This is a genomic window from Streptomyces shenzhenensis, assembly GCF_003688995.1.
Classification (GTDB): domain Bacteria; phylum Actinomycetota; class Actinomycetes; order Streptomycetales; family Streptomycetaceae; genus Streptomyces; species Streptomyces shenzhenensis_A.
In genome coordinates this window covers 111,846-137,136 of sequence record NZ_PENI01000028.1, presented here as the reverse complement: position 1 = coordinate 137,136, position 25,291 = coordinate 111,846, and the positions used below count along the sequence as shown (strand labels likewise).

Genomic DNA, 25,291 nt, shown 5'->3' with positions numbered 1-25,291 from the left:
CGGAACGCACCCCCTCGGCGAAACCCGCCATCCTGTCGAGCACCGCGTGCACAGCGGGGACCACATTCTCCCCGTCCACCTCGACCACCGCGTCACGCGGCGCACGCAACGCCGAATGCAGCACCGCTCGCCCCTCAGTGACATTGATCTTCTCCCCACGGAACATCGCATCCCGCAACCCGAACACGTCGGTCGCGGTCGCCAGCTCCTGGAGCAGCGCGAGTGTCTCGTCGGTGATGAGGTGTTTGCTGTAGTCGATCAGCAGGTCGCCGACGCGTACGGTGTAGCGCTCGGCCCGCCCGGGGTCGGCCGCGAACAGCTCGCGCAGCCGCGGCTGCGACGCGGCGCGGTGGTCGGCGAGCGCGACCCACTCGGGCCGCCGGGTGAGCACGGGGTGCGGGGACTCGGCCATGTCAGACGTTCTCCTTGGTGCCCTCGCCGCGCAGGGCGATGGCGTACATCTCGTCGGCGTCGAGGCGGCGCAGCTCCTCGGCGATGAGTTCGGAGGTGGGCCGGACCTTCAGGGCGAGGGTGCGCGGCGGCTGCCCCGGCAGGGTCAGCGTGGCGAGCGGGCCCTCCGGCCGGTCGATGACGATCTCGCCGTCCGCGGTGCCCAGGCGGACCGCCGTGACGACCGGTCCGGCCGTGACGACCCGGTCCGCCGGGACCCCCAGGCGCGCTTCCAGCCAGCGGGCGAGCAGCTCGGCGCTGGGGTTCTCGGCCTCGCTCTCCACGGTGGCCGAGGTGATCCTCACCCGGGCCTGGTCCAGGGCCGCGGCCAGCATCGAGCGCCATGGGGTGAGCCGGGTCCAGGCCAGGTCGGTGTCGCCGGGCGCGTACGAGCGGACCCGGGCCTCCAGCGCGTCCAGCGGGTGCTCCACGGCGTACATGTCGGTGATCCGGCGCTGGGCGAGCATGCCCAGCGGGTCCTTCGCCGGGTTGTCGGGCGCGTCCACCGGCCACCACACGACGACCGGGGCGTCCGGCAGCAGCAGCGGCAGCACCACGGAGTCGGCGTGGTCGGAGACCTCGCCGAACGTGCGCAGCACCACCGTCTCGCCGGTGCCCGCCTCGGAACCGACCCGGATCTCCGCGTCCAGCCGGGAACTGGTGCGCTCGCGGGGGGTGCGGGCGTGCCGCTTGATGACGACCAGGGTGCGCGAGGGGTGCTCGCGCGAGGCGTCCTCGGCCGCCTTGACGGAGTCGTAGGCGTTCTCCTCGTCCGTGACGATCACCATCGTCAGGACCATGCCCACCGCCGGGGTGCCGATGGCACGGCGCCCGCGCACAAGGGCCTTGTTGATCTTGCTTGCCGTGGTGTCGGTCAGGTCGATCTTCATGGCCTGCGCCAGCTCCGTCCGTCTCGTGCGAGCATCTCGTCGGCTGCCTCGGGTCCCCAGCCGCCCGACGCGTACTGCGCCGGCCTGCCGTGCGCCGCCCAGTACTCCTCGATCGGGTCGAGGATCTTCCAGGACTCTTCCACTTCCTCGGTCCGGGGGAAGAGGTTGGCGTCGCCGAGCAGCACGTCCAGGATGAGCCGCTCGTACGCCTCAGGGCTGGACTCCGTGAACGACTCGCCGTAGGCGAAGTCCATGGAGACGTCCCGGATCTCCATCGAGGTGCCCGGCACCTTGGAGCCGAACCGGACGGTCATGCCCTCGTCGGGCTGGACGCGGATGACGACCGCGTTCTGGCCCAGTTCCTCGGTCGCGGTGTGGTCGAAGGGGGAGTGCGGGGCCCGCTGGAAGACCACCGCGATCTCGGTGACCCGGCGGCCGAGCCGCTTGCCGGTGCGCAGATAGAAGGGGACGCCCGCCCAGCGGCGGTTGTCGATCTCCAGCTTGATCGCGGCGTAGGTGTCGGTCTTCGACTTCGGGTCGATGCCGTCCTCCTGGAGGTAGCCGACGACCTCCTCGCCGCCCTGCCAGCCCGCCGCGTACTGCCCGCGGACGGTGTGCGCGCCGAGGTCGTCGGGCACCCGCACCGACCTGAGCACCTTCAGCTTCTCGGTGAGCAGCGACTCCGCGTCGAAGGCGATGGGCTCCTCCATCGTGGTGAGCGCCATCAGCTGGAGCAGGTGGTTCTGGATGACGTCGCGGGCGGCGCCGATCCCGTCGTAGTAGCCCGCCCGGCCGCCGATGCCGATGTCCTCGGCCATGGTGATCTGCACATGGTCGACGTACGAGCGGTTCCAGACCGGTTCGTACATCTGGTTGGCGAAGCGCAGCGCCAGGATGTTCTGGACGGTCTCCTTGCCCAGGTAGTGGTCGATCCGGAACACCTGGTCCGGCTCGAACACCTCGTGCACGACCTTGTTCAGCTCCTCGGCCGACTTCAGGTCGTGGCCGAACGGCTTCTCGATGACCGCGCGCCGCCAGGAGCCCTCCGGAGGGTCGGCCAGGCCGTGCTTCTTCAGCTGCCGCACCACCTTCGGGAAGAACCGGGGCGGTACGGACAGATAGAAGGCGAAGTTGCCGCCGGTGCCGCGGGAGGCGTTCAGCTCCTCGACGGCCTCGCGCAGCTGCTTGAACGCCGTGTCGTCGTCGAAGTCACCGGGCACGAACCGCATGCCCTCGGCGAGCTGCTGCCACACCTCCTCGCGGAACGGGGTGCGGGCGTGCTCGCGGACCGCGTCATGCACCACCTGCGCGAAGTCCTGGTCCGCCCAGTCCCGGCGGGCGAAGCCCACCAGCGAGAAGCCCGGCGGCAGCAGACCCCGGTTGGCCAGGTCGTAGACGGCCGGCATCAGCTTCTTGCGGGACAGGTCACCGGTCACACCGAAGATCACCAGACCGGAGGGGCCGGCGATCCGGGGGAGCCGGCGGTCGCGGAGATCGCGCAGCGGGTTCACCCAGTCGGCGGCGGGTACGGCAGCGGCAGCCCGTGCGGCCGGAACGCGCGCCGCGGCCGGCGCCGGCTCCTGCTCGGGGGTGCTCATCGAGCGTCAACTCCCTTGCTGTCCAGGGACTTTCCGACGGCGGTCAGCAACTCCTGCCAGGCCGCCTCGAACTTGGCGACGCCCTCGCTCTCCAGCTTGCGGACGACCTCGTCGTAGGAGATGCCGAGCCGCTCCACGGCCGCGAGGTCGGCCCGGGCCTGCGCATAGCCGCCGGTCACCGTGTCGCCGGTGATGTCGCCGTGGTCGGCGGTGGCGTCGAGCGTCGCCTCCGGCATGGTGTTGACGGTGCCGGGCGCGACCAGCTCGGCCACGTACAGGGTGTCCTTGTACGCCGGGTCCTTCACGCCGGTGGAGGCCCACAGCGGGCGCTGCTTGTTGGCCCGGGCCCCGGCGAGGGCGGTCCAGCGCGCGCCGCCGCCGAACACGTCCTCGTAGGCCTCGTAGGCCAGCCGCGCGTTCGCCAGCGCCGCCCTGCCCTTGAGGGCGCGGGCCTGGTCGGTGCCGAGGAGCGTCAGGCGCTTGTCGATCTCGCTGTCGACCCGGGAGACGAAGAAGGAGGCCACGGAGTGCACGGTGGACAGGTCCAGGCCCGCCGCGCGGGCCTTCTCCAGGCCGGCCAGATAGGCGTCCATGACCTGCCGGTAGCGCTCCAGCGAGAAGATCAGCGTGACGTTGACGCTGATGCCGAGGCCGATCACCTCGGTGATCGCCGGCAGGCCCGCCTCGGTAGCCGGAATCTTGATCATCACATTGGGGCGGTCGACGAGCCAGGCGAGCTGCTTGGCCTCGGCGACCGTCGCCGCGGTGTCGTGCGCCAGCCGCGGGTCGACCTCGATGGAGACCCGGCCGTCCCGGCCGCCGGTGGCGTCGTACACCGGCCGCAGCACATCGGCGGCGGCGCGGACGTCGGCGGTGGTCATCATCCGTACGGCCTCGTCGACCGTGACGCCGCGCACGGCGAGGTCCGCGAGCTGCTCCTCGTACCCCTCCCCGGAGCCGATGGCGGCCTGGAAGATGGACGGGTTGGTGGTGACGCCCACGACGTGCCTGCGGGCGACGAGTTCGGCCAGGTTGCCGCTGCTGATCCGGCGACGCGACAGATCGTCGAGCCAGATGGACACACCCCCGGCGGAGAGACGCCTGAGGGCTCCCGCGGTCGCGGTTGCTTCGGTCACAGTGATCATCTTCTTTCGGGCGATCGGATCAACCGCGGGCGGCGGCCAGGGATTCCCGGGCCTGGGCGGCGACGTTCTCGGGGGTGAAACCGAACTCGGCGAACAGGGTCTGCGCGGCGGCGGAGGCGCCGAAGTGCTCCAGCGAGACGATGCGCCCGGCGTCGCCGGTGTAGCGGTACCAGGTCAGGCCGATGCCGGCCTCGACGGCGACCCGGGCCCTGACGGCCGGCGGCAGGACGCTGTCCCGGTAGGCCTGGTCCTGCTCCTCGAACCACTCCACGGACGGCATGGACACCACGCGGGTGCCGATGCCCTCGGCCTCCAGCAGGTCCCGGGCGGCGACCGCGAGCTGCACCTCGGAACCGGTGGCGATGAGGATCACCTCCGGGGTCGGGGCGGACGAGTCGTGCAGGACGTAGCCGCCCTTGGCCGCGTCCGGATTCGGCGCGTACGTGGGCACGCCCTGGCGGGTCAGCGCGAGTCCGTGCGGGGCGGGCTTGGTGGCGTGCCTCTTCAGGATCTCGGCCCAGGCGGTCACGGTCTCGTTGGCGTCCGCCGGGCGGACGACGTTGAGGCCGGGGATGGCACGGAGCGAGGCGAGGTGTTCGACGGGCTGGTGGGTGGGGCCGTCCTCGCCCAGGCCGATCGAGTCGTGGGTCCACACATAGGTGACGGGCAGCTGCATGAGGGCGGACATGCGGACGGCGTTGCGCATGTAGTCGGAGAACACCAGGAAGGTGCCGCCGTAGATACGTGTGTTGCCGTGCAGGGCGATGCCGTTCATCTCCGCGGCCATGGAGAACTCGCGGATGCCGAAGTGGACGGTGCGGCCGTAGGGATCGGCGCTGGGCAGCGGATTGCCCTTGGGCAGGAAGGAGGAGGCGGCGTCGATGGTGGTGTTGTTGGAGCCGGCCAGGTCGGCGGAGCCGCCCCACAGTTCGGGGACGACCGGGCCGAGGGCCTGGAGGACCTTGCCGGAGGCGGCGCGGGTGGCGACGGCCTTGCCGGGCTCGAAGACGGGCAGGGCGTCCTGCCAGCCGTCGGGGAGCTGACCGGCGACGACGCGGTCGAAGAGACGGGCGCGCTCGGGGGAGGCGGTGCGCCACCGGGCGATCCGCTTGTCCCAGCCGGCATGGGCCTCGGCGCCCCGGTCCAGGGCCTGGCGGGTGTGGGCGAGGACGTCGTCGGCGACGGCGAAGTGCTGCTCGGGGTCGAAGCCGAGGACCCGCTTGGTGGCGGCGACCTCCTCGGCGCCGAGGGCGGAGCCGTGGGCGGCCTCGGTGTTCTGGGCGTGCGGGGCGGGCCAGGCGATGATCGTGCGCAGCGCGACGATCGAGGGGCGCCCGGTCTCGGCCCGGGCCGCGTCCAGCGCCGCGTACAGGGCGGGCACGTCGACGTCGCCGTTCTCCGCGGCCTCGACGCGCTGTACATGCCAGCCGTACGCCTCGTAGCGCCCGAGCACGTCCTCGGAGAAGGCCGTGGCGGTGTCGCCCTCGATGGAGATGTGGTTGTCGTCCCACAGGAAGACCAGGTTGCCGAGCCGCTGGTGGCCGGCGAGCGAGGAGGCCTCGGCGGAGACGCCCTCCTCCAGGTCGCCGTCCGAGACGATCGCCCAGACGGTGTGGTCGAAGGGGGAGGCGCCCTCGGGGGCGTCGGGGTCGAACAGACCGCGCTCGTAGCGGGCGGCCATCGCCATGCCGACGGCGTTCGCGACGCCCTGGCCGAGCGGGCCGGTGGTGGTCTCGACGCCCGCGGTGTGCCCGTACTCGGGGTGGCCGGGCGTCTTCGAGCCATGGGTGCGGAACGCCTTCAGATCGTCCAGCTCCAGCTCGTATCCGGCGAGGAAGAGCTGGGTGTAGAGGGTGAGCGAGGTGTGGCCGGGGGACAGGACGAAGCGGTCGCGGCCGGTCCACTCGGGATCGGCCGGGTCATGACGCATCAGCTTCTGAAAGATCGTGTAGGCGGCGGGGGCCAGGCTCATCGCCGTGCCCGGGTGCCCGTTCCCCACGTGCTGCACGGCATCGGCCGCCAGCAGGCGGGCGGTGTCCACGGCACGCCGGTCGAGGTCGGTCCACTCGAAGCCGTCGGTTGTCTGCGTGCTCATCTTCAAGAAGTCCTCGATCTCGGCGCGGTTCTGGCTGGACGCGTTCAAAAGTAAAAGTCAGACTTTTAAGGGGGAAGGTCGACGTGTGTCAGCCTGTGGTGAAAGTGGGACACCGGCGGCATCGCAGAGGGCACAAGAGGGACATGGCAGGCAGAACAGCGCAAGGTGAGGGTGCCGGCGATGGCGACGACGGGATCAGGACGTTTCCCTTCCCGGTCGGCCTGAGCGTCGGCGGCGTCGGCATCCAGGTCGGCCCGATGGGCACCGGCCGCACCTGGCACGCGGACGCCCCGCTGCACCGCGTCCACCGCATCGACTTCCATGTGGTGATGTTCTTCAGCGACGGCCCCGTCCAGCACATGATCGACTTCGCCGAGTACGAGGCGACGGCGGGCGATGTGCTGTGGGTACGCCCCGGACAGGTCCACCGCTTCTCCCGGACGAGCGAGTACCGCGGCACCGTCCTCACCATGCAGCCCGGTTTCCTGCCCCGCGCCACCGTCGAGGCCACCGGCCTCTACCGCTACGACCTGCCGCCCCTGCTGCACCCCGACCCGGCCCGGCTTGGCGCCCTGCGCGCCGCGCTCGACCAGCTGCGACGCGAGTACGAGGACACGGCGACCCTGCCGCTCAGCCTGCACACGGCGGTGCTGCGGCACTCCCTGACGGCGTTCCTGCTGCGCCTCGCCCATCTCGCGACCAGCTCCGCGGAGGCGGCCCGGCAGCAGGCCGGCACGACCTTCACACTCTTCCGTGACGCGGTCGAGCAGGGCTTCGCCACCAACCACAGCGTCAGTGCCTACGCCGACGCCCTCGGCTACTCCCGCCGCACCCTCGTCCGCGCGGTCCGCGCCGCCACCGGTGAGACCCCCAAGGGCTTCATCGACAAGCGGGTGGTCCTGGAGGCCAAGCGCCTGCTCGCCCACACCGACCTGCCCATCGGCCGGGTCGGCGCGGCCGTCGGCTTCCCCGACGCCGCGAACTTCTCCAAGTTCTTCCAGTTGCACACCGGCCGGACCCCGGCGGCGTTCCGCGCCGAGCTGGGCTGACGCCGGGCCGCGCACGGCGAAGGGGGCCCCGCGTGCGCGGAGCCCCCTCGGTGCGGCCGGCCGGCGCCGGTCAGTGGCCGAAGTCGAACCAGTTCACGTTCACGAAGTCGGCCGGCTGGCCGCTGGTGAACGTCAGATACACATCGTGCGTGCCGGTCACGGCCGTGATGTTGGCCGGGACCGTCCGCCAGGACTGCCAGCCGCCCGTGTTGGCCAGCGCGAAGCTGCCGATGGGGGCGTTGGAGCGGCTGTCCAGGCGTACCTCCACGAGACCGCTCACCCCGGTCGCCGCGCCGCTCGCCACCCGTGCGTAGAACTGGGTGGCCGCCGTGGAGCCGAAGTTGACGCCCTTGTACTGGGCCCAGTCGCCGCCCGCGATCGAGGCGATGTTCTGCCCGCCGCCGGTGTCCGACGTCGCCTCGGTGCTCACGCCGGACTGGCTGTCGTACGACTCGGCCTGGATGGCGCTGTAGGCGTCCCGGTTGCCGGTCGGCGGGGGAGTGGTGCCGCCCCCGCCGGACTGCAGCACCTGCACATAGTCCACGACCATCGGGTGGTTCGGGTCGGTGCCGCTGTCCGGGCCGCCGCCGAAGGCGCCGGGGAAGCCGCCGCCCATCGCCACGTTGAGGATGATGAAGAAGCCGTGGGCGGTGGCGTTCGACCAGGTCGTCGCGTCCACCTGGTTGGCCCGCACGGTGTGGAAGTTGACACCGTCGAGGTAGTAGCGGATCTCCTCGGGACTGGTCGAGCGGTCCCACTCCATCCGGTACGTGTGGAAGCCCGCTTGGCAGGTGGTGCCGGTGCAGGAGGTCGAACCGCCGATGCCGGTCGTCTCGTTGCAGGGGCCGCCCGGGCTGGTGCCGCAGTGGATCGTGGCCCAGGTGGTGTTGAGGCCCTGGACGTTCTCCATGATGTCCAGCTCGCCGACGCTCGGCCAGTTCCAGTAGTTGCCGCGGAACGGCGCGCCGAGCATCCAGAAGGCCGGCCAGTAGCCCTTGGCGGCGTCGCCGGTGACGTTCGGCAGCTGGATGCGGGACTCGACGCGCAGCTTGCCGCCGGCCGGGGGCTGGAAGTCGGTGCGGTTGGTCTCGATACGGCCGGAGGTCCAGTTGCCCGCGGCGTCGCGGCGCGGAGTGATCAGCAGGTTGCCGTTGCCGTCGAGCGCGACGTTGTTGGTGCTCGACGTCATCGTCTCGATCTCGCCCGTGCCCCAGTTGGCGGCGCCGCCCGGGTACGACGTCCCGGTCGCGTACTGCCAGTCGGAGGTGTTGACGCCGGAGCCTGCCGCGCCGTTGAAGTCGTCGAGGAAGACCTGCGTCCAGCCCGACGGGGGTGTGGGCGCCGAGGCGTTGGCGGGCAGGGTGGCGGCCGTGGCGGCGGCGGCCGTCAGGACGAGGGTGCCGAGCACGGCGACGAGCGCGCGGCGCAGCGGGCCGCGTCTGTGTGTTCCGGAGGGTTCGCTCATGGGGGGCCTCTCGGGTGCGTAGGGGGACATCCTTGAGAGCGCTCTCAAGGTGCGGCCAATGTGCTCTGGGCCCCTCCTCACGTCAAGAGTCGAAGCCGAGAAAGTCCGGCTCCGGCAGGGAAACTGACGTGCCCTCACGGGTTCGGCGCGTCAGACACCCTTGTGGACCGGGTGCCAGCCGAGGGCGCGGGAGATGCCGCGGGCCGCCAGCCGCACCGCCGGGATCAGTACCGCCGCCCGGGCGCCGGCGTACGGGACGACCACGGACACCGCGGCGACCACCGCCCGGTCCGGGCCGTGCACCGGGGCCGCCACCGACAGCGCGTCGTCGGTGACCTGCCGGCTGCTGACCGCGGCACCGGTGCGCCGCACGTCGGCGAGCACCCGGCGCAGCCTGGCCGGTTCGGTGAGGGTGTGCGGGGTGAACGCGGCGAGCGGCCCGGCGCAGTACTCCTCCTGGAACTCGGGTGTGCTGTGCGCCAGCAGCACCAGCCCGACCCCGGTGGCGTGCAGCGGCCAGCGCCCCCCGACCCGGATGTGCACGCCGACCGCCGAGCGCCCGGAGAGCCACTCCGTGTACACCACCTCCGTGCCGTCCCGCACGGCCAACTGCACGTTCTCGTGCGTCGCTTCGTACAGGTCCTCCAGGTGGGGCAGCGCGATCTGGCGCAGTGCGAGGCCGCGCGGCGCGAGCGCGGCCAGCTCCAGGAGCCGCAGCCCCACGTGATAGACGCCGGCCGCGTCCCGCTCCAGCGCGCCCCACGCGGTGAGGGCCGCCACGAGCCGGTGCGCGGTGCTCAGGCTCAGCCCGGCCCGGCGGCTGATGTCCGTCAGGCACAGCGCCGGATGCCCGTGGTCGAACGCGGCGAGCACGGACAGCAGCCGGTCAGGCGCGGAACGGGCGGGGGCGTCCCGCGCGGTGTGCCGAGGGCCGGTGTCCAAGGGGTCTCCCGGGGCGCGGCGGGTGGCCTGCGCGTCCACCGTACGGCCGCGGGGGCGGCGGCGGAACGGCCGGGACCGCCGACGCATCTCTCCGCCCCCATGCCCGACGGCGCCCCAGCCCCGCCGCCCCGGAGCCCTCGGTCCAACGGATCCGGTGCCTCAGCGGCCGTCCACCACGTCCACGAACACCGGGTTGGTGTAGAACCAGGTGTCGGCCCACGGGTCGCCGTCACCTGGCACGTGCGGGACGGGACCGTGGGGATCCACCGAGGCGCCCAGGTAACCCGCCCCGTGCCGGTTGCCGTCGCTGCCGCGCAGCCGCACGTAGCAGGACTCGTCGCCGGCCGTCAGCGGAATGCGCAGGGTGTACGTGCCCGTGCGACCGCTGACGTCCCTGCTCTCGACGACCTTCGTGTCCGGCGCCCGCCAGGCGTCGCGGTCGGAGGCCGGGCCGCGCACCGCGCCCCGGATCACGTCCACGTGCGCCGGCCGCGGCAGGATCCCCTGCGGGTTGGCCCGGGACGCGGTGGTCACCGTCACGGACAGCGTCATCCGCTCACCCTTGCGGACCCGCAGCCGCCCGCCCAGCGTGACGCCCCGCCCGTGGTCGCCGTCCCGCTTGAGACGGACGTCGAGGCCGTCGAGCAGATGACCGTGGTCCACCCAGATCCGGCCCGCGCGCAGGCCGGCCATCACCGCGTGGTAGCCGTAGCGGGTGACGCCGACATGGGTGCGGCTGAACTGGCCGGGCCAGAAGTCGCTGCCGGGCTGCGGGGTGTCGGTCCTGACCGGGTCGGGCAGCCGGCCGGTGTTGTCGAAGTTCTGCCCGGCCGGCCAGTCCCCGTTCCGCCAGGTGTCGAACACCACGCGGTGCACATCGGAGTTGGAGGTGATCGAGAACAGCTTCCCCTCGGCGAGCAGCGAGTCCCACAGGCCGCCGACGGTCGCGGTCGCCCAGTCGAAGCCGCCGTACGTCACATAGGCGTCCCCGGGGTAGCCCGCCCAGGACTGCGCCGACGGCCGGTTCTCGTACTCGCCGCGGATCGAGGTCACCGGGTCACGCCAGCCGGGGACGGCCGCGCCCTGGGCGCCCGGCGCACCCTCCATGCCGATCATGATGTCGGGGGCGGCGTCGCGCCAGGCGCGCATCTCGTGCGGGGAGTCGATGCCCAGCCGCAGCGGGTGGTTGGCGAGGACGAGCACGTCGTCGACGTAGCCGCGGCGGCGCTGCTCGGCCAGCCAGCGCAGCGCCTTGACCGCGTGGGCCTCGTTGCGCGCGGTGTCGGCGGCCCCGGCAGCGCCCTCGGTGTAGTTCAACAGCTTGCCGTCGTAGGCCAGTTCGAACCGGGTGAGCAGATCGACCTCGTGCGGGCCGGGCGCGGCGAACACCGTGCAGTGCTCGGCGGCCGGGATGTACCACTCCAGGCCCTGGAAGATCAGCTGGCGGGGATGGGCGGCGCGGGCCCTGCGGATCTCCTCGTGCTCCAGGCGCGCGCCGTACCGGGCGTGCCCGAAGTTGGCGTGCTCGTTGAACACCAGCCAGTCGACGCCGTACTCCGCGGCCGCGGTGGCGACCTGCGAGAACGTGTACTTGGCGTCGTGGCTGTAGACGGAGTGCACATGGTGGTCGCCGACCAGATAGGCCAGTCGGGGATCCTCGCCGCCGAGGCCCCGCTGCCGCGGTCCGGCGACGGCGGGCGCCGCCGCAGGACCGAGGGCCAGGGCGGCGCCGAACAGGCCCGCCCGGCGCAGCAGCCGGCGGCGGGAGACGCCCTGTGCGTCGAGGCCGGCGGGGGAGACGGACGGGTCGGCCCAGGCGGGCAGTTGCTGCTCGGTCATGGTGGTGGTGATCCTCGCGGGGTCGGGGTTCGGGAACGACGTGACGGGCGGCGCCCGTCCGGCGGCCCCCGGACCTCGCGGAGGCCCGGGGCGGGTCACAGGAGGCGCAGGGTCCAGCTCCAGCGATGCACGCCCGGTGCGATGCGGTGGGCGGGTGAGGTGTCCGGGCCGCACGACGCCGTGCCCAGCCCGCGGTGGGCCGCGTCGAGATGCACCACGCAACCGGGCCGCGGCACCAGTTCGTCGTGGTGCGCGGCGGCGGTCAGGTCGGCGGCCCGGAAGCGGGTGACGGACACCTGGCGCGGCTCGTCCAGCTCGACCGCGAGCCCCGTGGCGTCCGGCGCCGACAGCGTGAAGCGGCGCACGCCGTGCCGGCCGCCGCTCTCCTGCGGACGCAGATACGGGGTGAACAGCTCGTCCACCGGCAGCACGTGATGGCCGACCGGCGCGCCCGCGCTGCGGTCCGGGTACGACTCCCAGGGGCCCTGTCCGAACCACTCCAGCAGATCGAGGCCCGGCACCGTCTCGAACACCGAGCCGACCCGCGCCACGTCGTCGAACTCCGCGGGCAGCTCGGCCTGTTCGTCGATGCGCAGCCCGCCCTCGACGGCGCTGAACTCCTGCCGGTGCCGGATGACACCGGCCGTGCCCGCGTACTCGGCCAGCACCCGCACCCGGCCCTCGGCCCGGTCCACGGAGACCAGTTTGCGGACCAGCGCGTCGAGCCCCCAGGCCCGCCAGCGCACCGCCATGCCGCCGATCTCGTCGTTGTCGGTGGGCGCCCGCCACAGGGACAGCACGGGCGCGGCGGTCAGCAGCGGATGCACGAGCAGTCCCTCGGCGTCCACGTCGACCGGCCGGTCCGCCGCGGGCGCCGGCGCAGTGGTGACCGGCGCCCGCAGCCGCAGCTGCGGGGCGCACAGCTCGGTGCCGCGCGGCGCCCACGGCTCGTCCCGTGCCGTCCGCACCCGCAGCGTCAGCCAGGCCTCGCCGCCGTCCGGCGGCAGCCGGAAGGGCAGCGGCACCGCCGCCGTCTGGCCCGGCCGCAGGTCCGGCAGCTCGGCCGGCGCGGTCAGCGTGCGGCCGTCGGCGAGGGCCAGCTCCCACTCGCCCGCCAGCCAGTCCAGGCCGCGGAAGTGCTGGTGGTTGCCGAGGACGATGCCCTCGTGCCGGTAGCACTCGATCCGGACCGGAGCCGCCAGCTCCCGGTGCTCGTACATCGCGGGCTTGGGCGTGCGGTCCGGGAAGACGAGTCCGTCCGCGACGAACGCGCCGTCGTGCACGGCCTCGCCGAAGTCGCCGCCGTACGCCCAGCGGTGGCCGGGCCCGGCGACGCCGTTCGCGTACCGCCCGGCGCCCGCGCGCCCGGCCGGTCTTCCGTCACTCACGCGCTGGAGAATGCCGTGGTCCCAGAACTCCCAGATGAACCCGCCCTGAAGGCCCGGCGTGGACTCGATGGCCGCCCAATGGTCGGCGAGCGTGCCGTTGCTGTTGCCCATGGCGTGCGAGTACTCGCACTGGATCAGCGGCTTCGTCTGCTGTCCGGAGAGCGCGTGCGCCACGCAGTCCTCCAGCGGGGCGTACATCGGGCAGGCGATGTCGGAGGCGACCGAGGGATCCGCCCACCCCGTCTTCGCCGCGCCCTCGTACTGCAGCGGCCGGGTCGGATCGTACCGGCGCACCCAGCCCGCGGCCGCGTCGTGGTTCGCGCCGTAGTCGGACTCGTTGCCCAGCGACCAGACGATCACCGAGGGGTGGTTGACGTCCCGCAGCACCATGCGCGAGACCCGGTCGACGAAGGCGTTCAGATAGCGGGGGTCGTCGGCGATCTCATGGGCGTGGTCGTGGGACTCGATGTCCGCCTCGTCGACGACGTAGAAGCCGAGTTCGTCGGCGAGGTCGTACAGCGCCGGGTCGTTCGGGTAGTGGGAGGTGCGGATCGCGTTGAAGCCGAACCGCTTCAGCAGCACCAGGTCCGCGCGCATGTCCTCGGCCGAGACCGTGCGGCCGGTCAGCGGGTGGAAGTCGTGCCGGTTGATGCCCCTGATGTACACCCGCTCGCCGTTGACCAGCAGGTCCCGGCCCACGATCGTGACGTCGCGGAAGCCGACGCGGTGCCGCGAGGTGTCGGCGACCGTGCCGTCGGCGCGGTGCAGCCGGACGGTCAGGCCGTACAGCTCGGGCGTCTCCGCGTTCCAGGTGCGCACCTCGGGCACGGTGGCCGTGAGCCGCGCCTCGCCGAGGAAGTCGGAGACCCGTTCGTCCGCGGCGTTGGCCCGGTCGAACTCCGTGTCCTGGACGAGCGGCAGGCCGTCCAGCTCCCCGCTGACGTACCAGCCGGCGGGCAGCGCGCCGCCCGCGTGCCGCACCCGGCAGTCCACCCGCAGCGCGCCGTCCTGCCGGGCCCGCACGGTCACGTCGGCCAGGTGCAGCGGGTCCGTCGCGTACAGCAGCACCGAACGCGTGATGCCGCCGTGCCACCAGTGGTCCTGGTCCTCGATGTGCGAGGCGTCCGACCACTTGACCACGGTCAGCCGCAGAAGCGAGCGGGACCCGGCCCGGACGAGGTCCGACAGGTCGAACTCGGCGGCCAGATGGGAGTCCTTGGAGGCACCGACGGGCCGCCCGTCCACATGCACCAGCAGGACGCTCTCCGCGGCCCCGACCTGGAGCACGATCCGCCGCCCGGCCCACTCGGCGGGGATGTCCACCTCGCGTTCGTGGACGCCCGTCGGGTCGGCGGCGGGCGCCTGCGGCGGGAACTGCGGGAACGGCATCCGTACGTTGGTGTACTGCGGCAGGTCGCCGGTGTCCTGGAGGGTCCAGGCGCCGGGGACGTGCACCGTGGACCAGGTCCCGGACAGCGGCGCGTCCGGCGCCGGCAGCAGCTGGAAGCGCCACTCGCCGTCGAGGCGGACGGCGCCGGGGCGCCGGTCGATCGCGTGCATCGGCAGCCGCCCCCGTGAGGTCACCTCGGGTGCCTCCCAGGGGCGCAGCGCCAGCAGGGGGTCCATCAGCGGATCGCCCCCTTCGCGAGGTCGCCGATGATCTGCCGGGCGCCGATCGCGAACACGATCAGCAGCGGCACGAGGGCGAGCAGGGCGCCGGTCATCACCATGCCGTAGTCGGTCGTGCCGTGGGTGCCGTTGAGCTGGGACAGCGCCACCTGGAGCGTCACATTGTCCGGGTCGGTCAGGGCGATCAGCGGCCAGGCGTAGTCGTTCCACTGGCCCATGAACGTGAAGATGCCGAGGAAGGCCAGGCCGGGCCGGACCACGGGCAGGGCGACGTGCCAGTACTGGCGCAGGAAGTTCGCCCCGTCGATGCGGGAGGCGTCGAGGAGTTCGTCGTGGATGGCGCCCTTCATGTACTGGCGCATCCAGAAGATGCCGAACGCGTTGGCCGCGGCCGGCACGATCAGCGCCGTCATGGAGCCGATCCAGCCGATCCTCGCCATGGTCACGAACTGCGGGATGGCCGCGAGCTGCGCCGGCACCATGAAGATCAGCATGAGCAGCGCGAACAGCACCCGCTTGCCGGGGAACGCGAACTTGGCGAACACGAAGGCCGCCAGCGAGTCGAAGAACAGGACGAGGACCGTCACCGACCCCGCGACCAGCAGCGAGTTGAGCATCGAGCCGAAGAAGTCGATGCTGTCGAACAGATTGCGGACGTTCTCCAGGAAGTGCGCGCCGGGCAGCAGCTTCGGCGGGTAGGAGAAGATCTCGCTGGACGTGTGGGTCGACATGATGACGGCCCAGTAGAACGGGAAGGCCGACAGCAGCAGGCCGGCCACGAGGACGGCGTGCAGCGCGATGCCCCGGCTCCGGGAGCCCTTGACGGATGCCATGGTGAACCGGCCTCCCTATTCGCCCCGGCGCTGCACCAGGCGCCAGTTGATGATCGAGAAGATGACGACGACGAGGAAGATGCCCCAGGCCACGGCGGCGCCGTAGCCGAAGTCGTTGTTGTCGAAGGTCTGCTGGAAGAAGTAGAGGACCATGGTGCGGCCCGCGTGCCCCGGACCGCCGGAGTACGTCGACTCGTTGGCGGTGTTCTGCAGCAGCACCTGCGGCTCGGAGAAGCTCTGCAGGCCGGTCACGGTCGACACGACCAGTACGAACAGCAGCATCGGCCGCATCAGCGGGAGCGTGATCCGGAAGAAGGTCTGCACCGGACCCGCACCGTCGATCCGCGCCGCCTCGTACAGCTCGCCCGGGATGGTCTGCAGACCGGCCAGGAAGATGATCGCGTTGTAGCCGGTCCACTGCCAGGTCATCAGGGTGGCGATGGCGACCTTGATGCCCCACGGTGTGTTGAGCCACGCCACCTGGTCCAGGCCGACCGCCTGCAACAGGGCGTTCACCAGGCCGAAGTTGGTGGAGAACACCGATCCGAAGATGATCGCCACGGCGACGACGGAGGTGACGTTGGGCAGGAAGTAGGCGAAACGGTAGACGTTCTTGAAGCGGACCGCCGAGTTGAGCAGCACGGCCGTGACCATCGCCAGGAAGATCATGGGGAAGGTGGCCAGTGCCCAGATGACGATCGTGTTCCCGATCGAGCTCCAGAAGTCGATGTCGGTCAGCAGATACCGATACTGCGTCAGGCCGGCCCACTCCATCGGGCCGAGGCCGTCCCAGCGGTGCAGCGACAGATACAGCGAGAAGCCGACGGGGACCAGGCCGAAGGCCAGGAACAGCAGATAGAACGGGGAGATCGCGGCGTACAGGTGCCAGTGCCTGCGCAGGCCGGTCCGCGGCCGGGCGGCGGCGGACCGCTCCGCGGTGGCGGGAGGCTTCTCCAGCGCGGTGGCCATCAGACGCTCACCCCCAGGTGCTGCGCGATGCGGCGGCACTTGCTCATGGCGTCCTTCCAGGCCTGTCCGGGGTTCTTGCCGAGGACGCCGACGCTCTTGATCTCGTCCTTGACGGGCTGCCCGAGGGCCATGTCGTACGGGCTGGCGTAGGCGACCGGGATGCGCCGCGCGGCCGGTCCGAAGACGTCCATCGTGATCTGGCCGCCGAAGAACGGGTCGGGCTCGCGCAGTTTCCGCATGCCGTACGAGGCGGGCGTGGACGGGAACAGGCCCGCGTCGACGAAGCCCTGTGCCTGGTTGGCGGCGCCCAGCACCCAGGTGATGATCTCGAAGGCCCGCTCGGGCTCACGGCACGCCCTGGTGATCGACAGGAACGATCCGCCGATGTTGGACGGCCCGCCGGGACACCCGGCCACCCGCCAGCGGCCCTTGGTCCTCGGCACGCCGTTCTTGATGTCGTTGGTGGCCCAGGAGGCGTTGAGCTGGCTCGGCAGCGTGCCGTCCTCGACCGCCGACCACTGGTCGGGGGTGCCGCTGACCAGGTTGGAGACGATCCGGCGCCGCTTGGCCTCCACCGCCCGGTCCCAGGCGGCGCGCACATGCTCCCCGTCGCCGATGAAGTGCCGGTCCCGGTCGACGAACCGCTCGGTGCCCTGGTTGACCGACATCTCGAAGACGCTGGTGATGTCGGTGAGCAGGTAGGTGCCGGGGAGGCGCTTCTTGAGCTGCTCGCCCGCCGTGAAGAACTTCTCCCAAGTGTTCAGCTCGGCCGAGACGTCCGCGGGCTCGTAGGGCAGCCCGGCCTTCCGGAACACCGCGTACTGGTAGTAGTGCGCGACCGGCCCGCAGTCGATCGGGAAGCCGACCATCCGGCCGTCCTCGGCGATGCCCGCCTGCCACTTCCAGGGCAGGTAGCCGCTCTTCAGCCGGTCCGCGCCCAGCGTGCGCAGGTCCACGAACTGGTCGGCGTCGGGCAGGTAGGAGGCCATGTCCTCGCCCTTGAGGCCCGCGATGTCGGGGATGTGGGCGCGGCCGGCCAGGGTGGTGATGAGCTTCGAGCGGTAGTAGCCGCCGATCTTGACGGCCCGCAGGTCGACAGCGTTGTCGAAACGGGTCCTGGCCTGCCGGACGACCGTCTCGCCGAGGCCGCCGTCCCAGTACCACAGGACCATGTTCCGCCCGGTCGAGCCGGTCGGAACGGCACAGCCGGACGCCAGGCCGCCGAGCGCCGTGGCGGCCGTACCGGCCAGCCCGGCGCGCAGCAGGCCTCTTCGTGAGAGCCGCACAGCTCCCACCGCCTTTCGGATCTGTTCGGGACTTCGCACGGGCACGTCGGTCAGCACGGCCGTGCGGGCGGGGTGACGGGGGCGTGGCGCACCGCAGGGCCGGGGTCGGCCGGCAGCCGGTCCGCCAGGAAGCCGTACACAGCGGCCAGTTCGGGGTCGGTGAGCGAGCGCCACCAGCGGTCGACGCCGTACCAGCCGGGGGCCGCCAGGGCGCCGCCGTGCCGGCGCACCGAGAGCCCGGCCGCCAGCACGGCGAACCGCAGCCGCTCCGCCAGCGGCCAGCCGCCGAGCGAGGCCGCGACGAAGCTCGCGCCGAAGACGTCCCCGGCGCCGGTGGCGTCCAGGACATCGGTGGCGAGCGCCGGGACGTCCGCGTACTCGCCGGTCGTCTGGTCGACCGCGATCGCGCCGTCGCCGCCGCGGGTGACAACGGCCACCGGCACCAGGTCGGCGAGCGCGCCGAGCGCGGCGACCGCGCTGTCGGTGCGGGTGTAGGCCATCGCCTCGGCCTCGTTTGGCAGGAAGGCGTGGCACAGGGCGAGCTGGTCGAGCAGGTCGCGGGACCACTGCCGGGTGGGGTCCCAGCCGACGTCGGCGAAGACACGGGTGCCGTTCGCGGCGGCCTTGGCGAGCCAGGCGCGCGGTTCGGCCTCCAGATGGACCAGGGCGGTGCGCGCCGCGGGCGGGTCGCCCATCAGCGCGTCCTGCGAGTACGGCGGCTCCTGGCCGTGGGTGACCAGGGCCCGGTCGTGCACCGGGGCCGCGCCGGCCGGGCCGGGGCCGCGGGGCAGGGCGAGGGAGACGGTGACCGGGGTGGGCCAGCCGTCCGCCGTGCGGGAGAGCGCGAGGTCCACGCCCTCCTGACCGGCCAGGACCTCCCGGCAGTGGGCGCCGTAGAAGTCGTCGCCGAAGACCGTGGCGAGCGAGGTGCGCAGCCCGAACCGGGCGGTGGCCACGGCGAGATTGGCGATGCCGCCCGGGCCGCAGCCCATCCCGGACGTCCAGATCTCCTCGCCCGGCGTGGGCGGGCCGCCCAGCCCCGTGAGGACGAGGTCGTAGAAGAGCAGCCCGGTCAATAGCACATCGGGCCGGTCGTCGTCCACGCGATCGTCCTCTCGTCAGAACTGTTCAAATTCGGTGCACGGAATCGTGCGCTGCTCTTTGAGTTTGGTCAATACCCGAGCAGAATCGAGCATGGAAATGATTGAAGATGACGAGTAGTGTGCGCGTCGTGCTGGCAGAACGACGACATCAACTCATCCTGCGGGCCCTGCGCTCCGGCGGCCCCGCGGCCGTGACCGCCCTCTCGGAGCAGCTGGGCGTGAGCCCCGCCACCATCCGGCGCGACCTGGTCAAACTGGAGGAGGACGGCCTGCTCACCCGGGTGCACGGCGGCGCGGTCGCCGAGGAGGGCGACCAGCCCTTCGCCGAGGTCGCCGAGGTGCGCGTGCCCGCCAAGGACGCCATAGCGGAGCGTGCCGCGGCGCTCGTCCAGGACGGCCAGTCGGTGCTGCTCGACATCGGCACCACCGCCTACCGGCTGGCCCGCCGGCTGCACGGCCGCCGGCTCACCGTGATCACCAGCAACCTGGTGGTCTACGAGGAGCTGGCCGACGACGAGGGCATCGAACTGGTGCTGCTCGGCGGCATGCTCCGCCGCGAGTACCGCTCCCTGGTCGGCTTCCTCACCGAGGACAACCTGCGCCAGCTGCACGCCGACTGGCTCTTCCTCGGCACCAGCGGGGTGCGGCCGGGCGGGCAGGTGATGGACACGACGGTGGTCGAGGTGCCGGTCAAGCGGGCCATGATCAAGGCCGGTGGCAAGGTCGTACTGCTCGCCGACGCGGCGAAGTTCCCCGGTACGGGGATGGCGAAGGTCTGCGGTCCCGAGGACCTGGACGTGGTGGTCACCGACGCGCCGGTGGACGCGGTGACCCGGTCCGCCCTGCAGGAGGCCGGTGTCGAGGTGCTGGTGGCGAACGAGGTGACGGCGTGAAACTCACGATTCTGGGCGGCGGCGGATTCCGGGTGCCGCTCGTGTACGGGGCGCTGCTGACGGACCGCGCCGAGGGCCGGGTCACCCGGGTCGTGCTGCACGACCTGGACGCGGAGCGGCTGTCCGCGGTGACCCGGGTGCTCGCCGAACAGGCCGCCGGGGTGCCCGGCGCGCCCGAGGTCAGCGCCACCACCGACCTGGACGAGGCGCTGCGCGGCGCCGACTTCGTCTTCTCCGCGATCCGTGTCGGCGGCCTCGCGGGCCGCGCCGACGACGAGCGGGTGGCCCTCGCCGAGGGGGTCCTCGGCCAGGAGACGGTCGGCGCGGGCGGCATCGCCTACGGCCTGCGCACCGTCCCCGTCGCCGTGGACATCGCGCGCCGCGTGGCCCGGCTGGCGCCGGACGCCTGGGTCATCAACTTCACCAACCCGGCCGGCCTGGTCACCGAGGCGATGTCCCGCCACCTCGGCGACCGCGTCATCGGCATCTGCGACTCGCCGGTCGGCCTCGGCCGGCGCATCGCCCGTGTGCTCGGCGCCGACCCCGGGCAGGCATGGATCGACTACGTCGGCCTCAACCACCTCGGCTGGGTGCGCGGCCTGCGCGTCGCCGGCCGCGACGAGCTCCCGCGGCTGCTCGCCGACCCGGAGCTGCTCGGCTCGTTCGAGGAGGGCAAGCTCTTCGGCGCCGACTGGCTCAGGTCGCTCGGCGCGATCCCCAACGAGTACCTGCACTACTACTACTTCAACCGCGAGGCCGTCCGCGCCTACCAGGAGGCCCGGCAGACCCGTGGCGCCTTCCTCCGCGACCAGCAGGCGCGCTTCTACACGCGGCTGAAGGACCCGGGCGCCGCGGCCCTCGCGGCCTGGGAGCACACTCGCGCCGAGCGCGAGGCGACGTACATGGCCGAGAACCGGGAGACCGCCGGCGCGGGCGAGCGCGACGCCGACGACCTCTCCGGCGGGTACGAGAAGGTGGCCCTCGCCCTGATGCGGGCCATCGCGCGCGACGAGCGCACCACCCTGATCCTCAACGTGCGCAACCGCAGCACCCTGTCCGTGCTGGACGCCGAGGCCGTCATCGAGGTGCCCTGCCTGGTCGACGCGAACGGTGCGCACCCGGTCGCCGTCGACCCGCTGCCCGCACACGCGACCGGCCTGGTCTGCGCGGTCAAGGCGGTCGAGCGCGAGGTGCTGTCCGCCGCCGAGTCCGGCTCCCGGGCGAGGGCCGTGACGGCCTTCGCGCTGCATCCGCTGGTCGACTCGGTCAACGTGGCCCGCAGGCTGGTAGAGGGATACACCGAGGTCCACCCCGGCCTGGGCTACCTCAAGTAAGCGCCGTCCGGCCCTGCTCTCAGGAGACTTCCATGCACGACGAACGCCGCCGGATCGAGGAGCGCGTGGAGCGCCTCCACAACCAGCGCATCAAGCCCGCACTCTATGCGGCCACCGTCCCCCTCGAGGTCGCGGCCTGGCAGGCGCCGGGGGAGCCCGTCCCGTTCGCCGAGGCCGCTGCCGCCGCCTACGAGCCCTTCGCGACGGGCACCCCCTGGGGGCCGCCCTGGGGCACCACCTGGTTCCGGATGCACGGCCGCGTCCCCGACGACTGGGCGGGCCGGCGCGTCGAGGCGGTCATCGACCTCGGCTTCGTCGGCGACTGGCCCGGCAACCAGGCCGAGGCCCTGGTGCACCGGCCCGACGGCACCCCGCTGAAGGCGGTCAACCCGCTCAACCAGTACGTGCCGATCGCCAACCCCGCGACCGGCGGCGAGCGGATCGACTACCTGGTCGAGGCGGCCTCCAACCCGGACATCCTGGCGAACGACTTCGCCGGACCGACCCTGCTCGGCGACGTGCTCACCGCCGGGGACGCGCCCCTCTACACCTTCCGCCGCGCCGACCTCGCCGTCCTCGACGAGGAGGTCTTCCACCTCGACCTGGACCTCCAGGTACTGCGCGAGCTGATGGCGGAGCTGGGCGAGCACGAACCGCGCCGGCACGAGATCATGCACGCCCTGGACCACGCCATGGACCTGCTCGACCTCGACGACATCGCCGGCTCGGCGCCCGCGGTGCGCGCCGCGCTCGCGCCCGTGCTCGCCAGGCCCGCCCACGCCAGCGCCCATGTCGTCTCCGGCGTCGGGCACGCCCACATCGACTCGGCCTGGCTGTGGCCCATCCGCGAGACCAAGCGCAAGACGTCCCGCACCTTCTCCAATGTGACCGCGCTCGCCGACGAGTACGAGGAGTTCGTCTTCGCCTGCTCACAGGCCCAGCAGTACGAGTGGGTGCGCGACCACTACCCGAAGGTGTGGGCCCGCATCCAGGAGTCGGTCAAGCGCGGCCAGTGGGCGCCGGTCGGCGGCATGTGGGTGGAGGCCGACGGCAACCTGCCCGGCGGCGAGGCCCTCGCCCGCCAGCTGATCCACGGCAAGCGGTTCTTCATGGAGCAGTTCGGGATCGAGACCAAGGGCGTGTGGCTGCCGGACTCCTTCGGCTACACCGCGGCCTACCCGCAGCTCGCCAAGCTCGCCGGCAACGAGTGGTTCCTCACCCAGAAGATCTCCTGGAACCAGACCAACACCTTCCCCCACCACACCTTCTGGTGGGAGGGCATCGACGGCACCCGCATCTTCACGCACTTCCCGCCGGTCGACACCTACAACGCCTGCTTCAGCGGCGAGGAGATGGCCCGCGCCGCCCGCAACTACCGGGAGAAGGGCGGCGGTACGCGCTCGCTCGCGCCCTTCGGCTGGGGCGACGGCGGCGGCGGTCCCACCCGCGAACTCATGGAACGGGCCCGCCGGCTGCGCGACCTGGAGGGCTCCCCGAAGGTCGAGGTGGAGCACCCGGACGCGTTCTTCGCCAAGGCCCGCGCCGAGTACGAGGACGCCCCCGTCTGGGTCGGCGAGCTGTATCTGGAGCTGCACCGGGCGACGTACACCTCGCAGGCGCGCACCAAACAGGGCAACCGGCGCAGCGAACACCTGCTGCGCGAGGCGGAGTTGTGGGCGACGACCGCCGCCCTGCACGCGCCGGGCTACGCGTATCCGTACGAGAGGCTGGACCGGCTGTGGAAGACGGTCCTGCTGCACCAGTTCCACGACATCCTGCCGGGCTCCTCGATCGCCTGGGTGCACCGCGAGGCGGAGGCCGAGTACGCCCGCGTCGCCCAGGAGCTGGAGGCGCTGACGGCCGAGGCGACGGCCGCGCTCGGCGGCGGTACGGCACGGGTGTTCAACACGAGCCCCTTCGACCGCGCCGAGGTGGTCCGCACGGCCGCGGGCACGCCGGTGTACGTACAGGTGCCCGCGAACGGCAGCGCCCCGCTGACCGGCACCGCCACGCCGCCGCAGCCGGTCGAGGTGTCGCAGCGGGTGCTCGACAACGGCCTGGTCCGCGTCGAGGTCGCCGCGGACGGCACCCTGGCCTCCGTGCGTGACCTGCGGGCGGACCGCGAGGTCCTCGCCGACCGGGGCAACCTGCTGCGCCTGCACACCGACCTGCCCAACTACTGGGACGCCTGGGACATCGACAAGCACTACCGCAACCGCTACACCGACCTGCTGGAGCCGGACTCGGTCACGGTCGTCGAACAGGACCCGCTGATCGGGGCCGTCCGGGTCGAGCGCTCCTTCGGCAAGGGCTCCAGGATCACCCAGACCATCACCGTCCGGGCCGGCAGCCCGCGCATCGACTTCGAGACCGTGATCGACTGGCACGAGGCGGAGAAGATCCTCAAGGCGGGCTTCCCGGTCGACATCCGGGCGCCGCACTCCTCCGCCGAGATCCAGTTCGGCCACATCCAGCGGCCCACCCACACCAACACCAGCTGGGAGGCGGCCCGCTTCGAGGTCTCCGGCCACCGCTGGGTGCACATCGCCGAGCCCGGCTACGGCGTCGCCGTCATCAACGACTCGACCTACGGCCACGACGTCACCCGTACGGTCCGCGAGGACGGCGGCACGACCACCACGGTCCGGCTCAGCCTGGTGCGCGCCCCGCGGGTCCCGGACCCGGGGGCGGACCAGGGCCGGCACCGCTTCACATACTCCCTGCTCCCCGGCGCGAGCATCGAGGACGCGGTCGCCGAGGGCTACGCCCTCAACCTGCCGCTGCGGTCGGCGGACTCCGCGGGAGCCCCGCGCCCCGTCGTCTCCGCCGAGGGCGAGGGCGTCACCGTGGAAGCGGTGAAGCTCGCCGACGACGGCTCAGGCGATGTGATCGTGCGGATCTACGAGTCCCGCGGCGGCCGGGCCGGCGGCCTGCTGCGCACCGGGTTCCCGCTGGCCGGGGCCCAGCTGACCGATCTGCTGGAGCGCCCGCTCGGGGCGGCGGACACGGACGGGGACGCCGTGCCGGTGACCCTGCGGCCGTTCGAGGTGCAGACGCTGCGCCTGGCCGTCGGCGGGGCGTGACCGCCCGTCGTGCCACGGGCTTCCCATGAAGAATTAAGAAACCGGTAAGCCACCTGGTCACGGCGGGTGTTCCAGCCGCCGTGACCACGGTGGTTCGCCTGTGCGTCACCTGGAATTCGCCTGCCGCCCCTGAGATGCGGGGACCGGAAGAGAGAAAGGTGGCACCGTGCGAGACCCGCGTCTGTCCGCGATCGGCAAGGGGCTGAAGCGCCGGGGGAGGCTCATGGCACAGGCGGTGAGCCCGCCCCGCCGCACCCTCGACGCGATGCCGGCCCAACGCCGGGCCCCCGGCAAGGACGGCGCCGGCAAGGACACGGGCGGTTACGTGGCCCCGCCCGCCCCGCGCCTCGTGGAGTCACCGGTGTTCGTGCTCTCCTCGGTGCGCTCCGGCTCGACCCTGCTCAGGGTGCTGCTCAACAGCCACAGCCGCATCCGGGCACCGCACGAGATGCATCTGCGCACGGTCCACGTCCAGCTCTCGCGGACTTTCACCGCGGCCGCCATGAAGGAGCTGTCCCTCGACCGGCAGGAGCTGGAGCATGTGCTCTGGGACCGGCTGCTGCACCTGGAGCTGACCCGCAGCGGCAAGGACGTCATCGTCGACAAGACCCCGCCCAACACCCTCATCTGGCCACGCCTGCACCGATGTTGGCCCAACGCCCGCTACCTCGTGCTGCTGCGCCACCCGGGTGCGGTCATCCAGTCCCTGACCAACCGGCGCACGAACCCGGACCACGAGGCGATACGTGCCGAGGTCCTGAACTACACCGAGAAGCTGGAAGAGGCCCGCCGCCGGCTCGACGGCCATGTGATCACCTACGAGGACCTCACCGCCGACCCGGAACAGGTCACCCGCGGCGTGTGCGCCTATCTCGGGGTGCCCTGGGAGCGCGGGATGCTCGACTACGGCGAACAGGACCACGGCACGTTCCGCCCCCAGCTCGGCGACTGGAGCGAGGAGATCAAGTCAGGCCGCATCCACACGGCCCGCCCACCCGACCCGACCCTGCCCCTACCCCCCCGCCTAACAGAAATAGCCAAAACCTGGGGCTACCCCCACTAGTCCTCGCGGTGTTCAAGAAGGCGCAGGGGGCTCGTGCCCCGCAAGGGGCGCGGCCTGTTCAAGAAGGTACAGCGGAACCGTGCCCCGTAAGGGGCGCGGGGAACTGCGCGCTCAACCACAACGCACCCGCGGCCGCTGACGGAGCTGATGCCCCCATCTCGCGGTGTTCAAGAACGTGCAGCGGAGGTCGAGCCCCGCAAGGGGCGCGGGGAACTGCGCGCTCAGCCACGATGCACC

The 25,291-nt window shown here is 72.1% G+C and carries 17 protein-coding genes and 1 pseudogene; 5 read left to right on the top strand and 13 right to left on the bottom strand.

Going from position 1 to position 25,291, the window contains the following annotated elements; all coding sequences use genetic code 11:
* From CTZ28_RS33730 to tkt, 5 genes and pseudogenes are all read right to left on the bottom strand, one after another.
* Positions 1–412: pseudogene (locus CTZ28_RS33730) on the bottom strand (glucose-6-phosphate isomerase); the annotation flags it as partial.
* A gap of 1 nt (position 413) precedes the next feature.
* Positions 414–1,340: a glucose-6-phosphate dehydrogenase assembly protein OpcA gene (gene opcA, locus CTZ28_RS33725; RefSeq protein ID WP_121893529.1), complete on the bottom strand. Its 927-nt coding sequence runs from the start codon at positions 1,338–1,340 to the stop codon at positions 414–416.
* Complete coding sequence (gene zwf, locus CTZ28_RS33720; protein ID WP_121893528.1) at positions 1,337–2,938, bottom strand: glucose-6-phosphate dehydrogenase; 1,602 nt, start codon at positions 2,936–2,938, stop codon at positions 1,337–1,339. Before zwf ends, opcA begins: the two co-directional genes overlap by 4 nt.
* Positions 2,935–4,083, bottom strand: a complete 1,149-nt coding sequence (tal, locus tag CTZ28_RS33715) for a transaldolase (protein WP_121893527.1) — start codon at positions 4,081–4,083, stop codon at positions 2,935–2,937. The genes zwf and tal overlap by 4 nt, the downstream gene beginning before the upstream one ends.
* Positions 4,084–4,102: 19 nt before the next feature.
* Positions 4,103–6,178 carry a transketolase gene (tkt, locus tag CTZ28_RS33710; protein WP_121893541.1) on the bottom strand — a complete coding sequence of 692 codons (2,076 nt, stop codon included), beginning with the start codon at positions 6,176–6,178 and terminating at the stop codon, positions 4,103–4,105.
* A 143-nt stretch (positions 6,179–6,321) separates the two neighbouring features.
* Between tkt and CTZ28_RS33705 the strand changes: the two genes are divergently transcribed.
* Positions 6,322–7,227, top strand: a complete 906-nt coding sequence (locus tag CTZ28_RS33705) for a helix-turn-helix domain-containing protein (RefSeq protein ID WP_121893526.1) — start codon at positions 6,322–6,324, stop codon at positions 7,225–7,227.
* Between the two features lie 70 nt (positions 7,228–7,297).
* On the opposite strand, the gene CTZ28_RS33700 is transcribed toward CTZ28_RS33705, so the two are convergent.
* The 8 genes from CTZ28_RS33700 to CTZ28_RS33665 form a co-directional block, all read right to left on the bottom strand.
* Complete coding sequence (locus CTZ28_RS33700) at positions 7,298–8,692, bottom strand: glycoside hydrolase family 16 protein (protein WP_121893525.1); 1,395 nt, start codon at positions 8,690–8,692, stop codon at positions 7,298–7,300.
* Between the two features lie 150 nt (positions 8,693–8,842).
* Complete coding sequence (locus CTZ28_RS33695) at positions 8,843–9,634, bottom strand: IclR family transcriptional regulator (protein WP_259471928.1); 792 nt, start codon at positions 9,632–9,634, stop codon at positions 8,843–8,845.
* Between the two features lie 159 nt (positions 9,635–9,793).
* Complete coding sequence (locus tag CTZ28_RS33690) at positions 9,794–11,473, bottom strand: PHP domain-containing protein (protein WP_121893523.1); 1,680 nt, start codon at positions 11,471–11,473, stop codon at positions 9,794–9,796.
* 95 nt (positions 11,474–11,568) lie between these two features.
* Entirely contained in the window at positions 11,569–14,487 is a 2,919-nt protein-coding gene (locus CTZ28_RS33685) for a glycoside hydrolase family 2 TIM barrel-domain containing protein (protein WP_121893522.1), read from the bottom strand.
* A complete protein-coding gene (locus CTZ28_RS33680; RefSeq protein ID WP_121893521.1) occupies positions 14,487–15,323 on the bottom strand; it encodes a carbohydrate ABC transporter permease in 837 nt (278 codons plus the stop codon). The genes CTZ28_RS33685 and CTZ28_RS33680 overlap by 1 nt, the downstream gene beginning before the upstream one ends.
* A 15-nt stretch (positions 15,324–15,338) precedes the next feature.
* Positions 15,339–16,292 (bottom strand): carbohydrate ABC transporter permease, encoded by a 954-nt coding sequence (locus CTZ28_RS33675; protein ID WP_121893520.1) that lies wholly within the window; start codon positions 16,290–16,292, stop codon positions 15,339–15,341.
* Positions 16,292–17,578, bottom strand: coding sequence for an ABC transporter substrate-binding protein (locus CTZ28_RS33670; protein ID WP_121893540.1), 1,287 nt, complete (start codon positions 17,576–17,578; stop codon positions 16,292–16,294). The genes CTZ28_RS33675 and CTZ28_RS33670 overlap by 1 nt, the downstream gene beginning before the upstream one ends.
* A 50-nt stretch (positions 17,579–17,628) precedes the next feature.
* Complete coding sequence (locus CTZ28_RS33665; RefSeq protein ID WP_121893519.1) at positions 17,629–18,681, bottom strand: carbohydrate kinase family protein; 1,053 nt, start codon at positions 18,679–18,681, stop codon at positions 17,629–17,631.
* Positions 18,682–18,809: 128 nt separating this feature from the next.
* Here CTZ28_RS33665 and CTZ28_RS33660 point away from each other — a divergent pair, with 128 nt between their 5' ends.
* From CTZ28_RS33660 to CTZ28_RS33645, 4 genes are all read left to right on the top strand, one after another.
* Complete coding sequence (locus CTZ28_RS33660; protein WP_121893539.1) at positions 18,810–19,574, top strand: DeoR/GlpR family DNA-binding transcription regulator; 765 nt, start codon at positions 18,810–18,812, stop codon at positions 19,572–19,574.
* Positions 19,571–20,908 (top strand): 6-phospho-beta-glucosidase, encoded by a 1,338-nt coding sequence (locus tag CTZ28_RS33655; protein ID WP_121893518.1) that lies wholly within the window; start codon positions 19,571–19,573, stop codon positions 20,906–20,908. The genes CTZ28_RS33660 and CTZ28_RS33655 overlap by 4 nt, the downstream gene beginning before the upstream one ends.
* Positions 20,909–20,940: 32 nt before the next feature.
* Positions 20,941–23,991, top strand: coding sequence for an alpha-mannosidase (locus tag CTZ28_RS33650; protein ID WP_121893517.1), 3,051 nt, complete (start codon positions 20,941–20,943; stop codon positions 23,989–23,991).
* A 166-nt stretch (positions 23,992–24,157) separates the two neighbouring features.
* On the top strand, positions 24,158–25,054 hold the full coding sequence (locus CTZ28_RS33645; RefSeq protein WP_259471926.1) for a sulfotransferase family protein: 897 nt from the start codon (positions 24,158–24,160) through the stop codon (positions 25,052–25,054).
* Positions 25,055–25,291 lie beyond the last annotated feature (237 nt).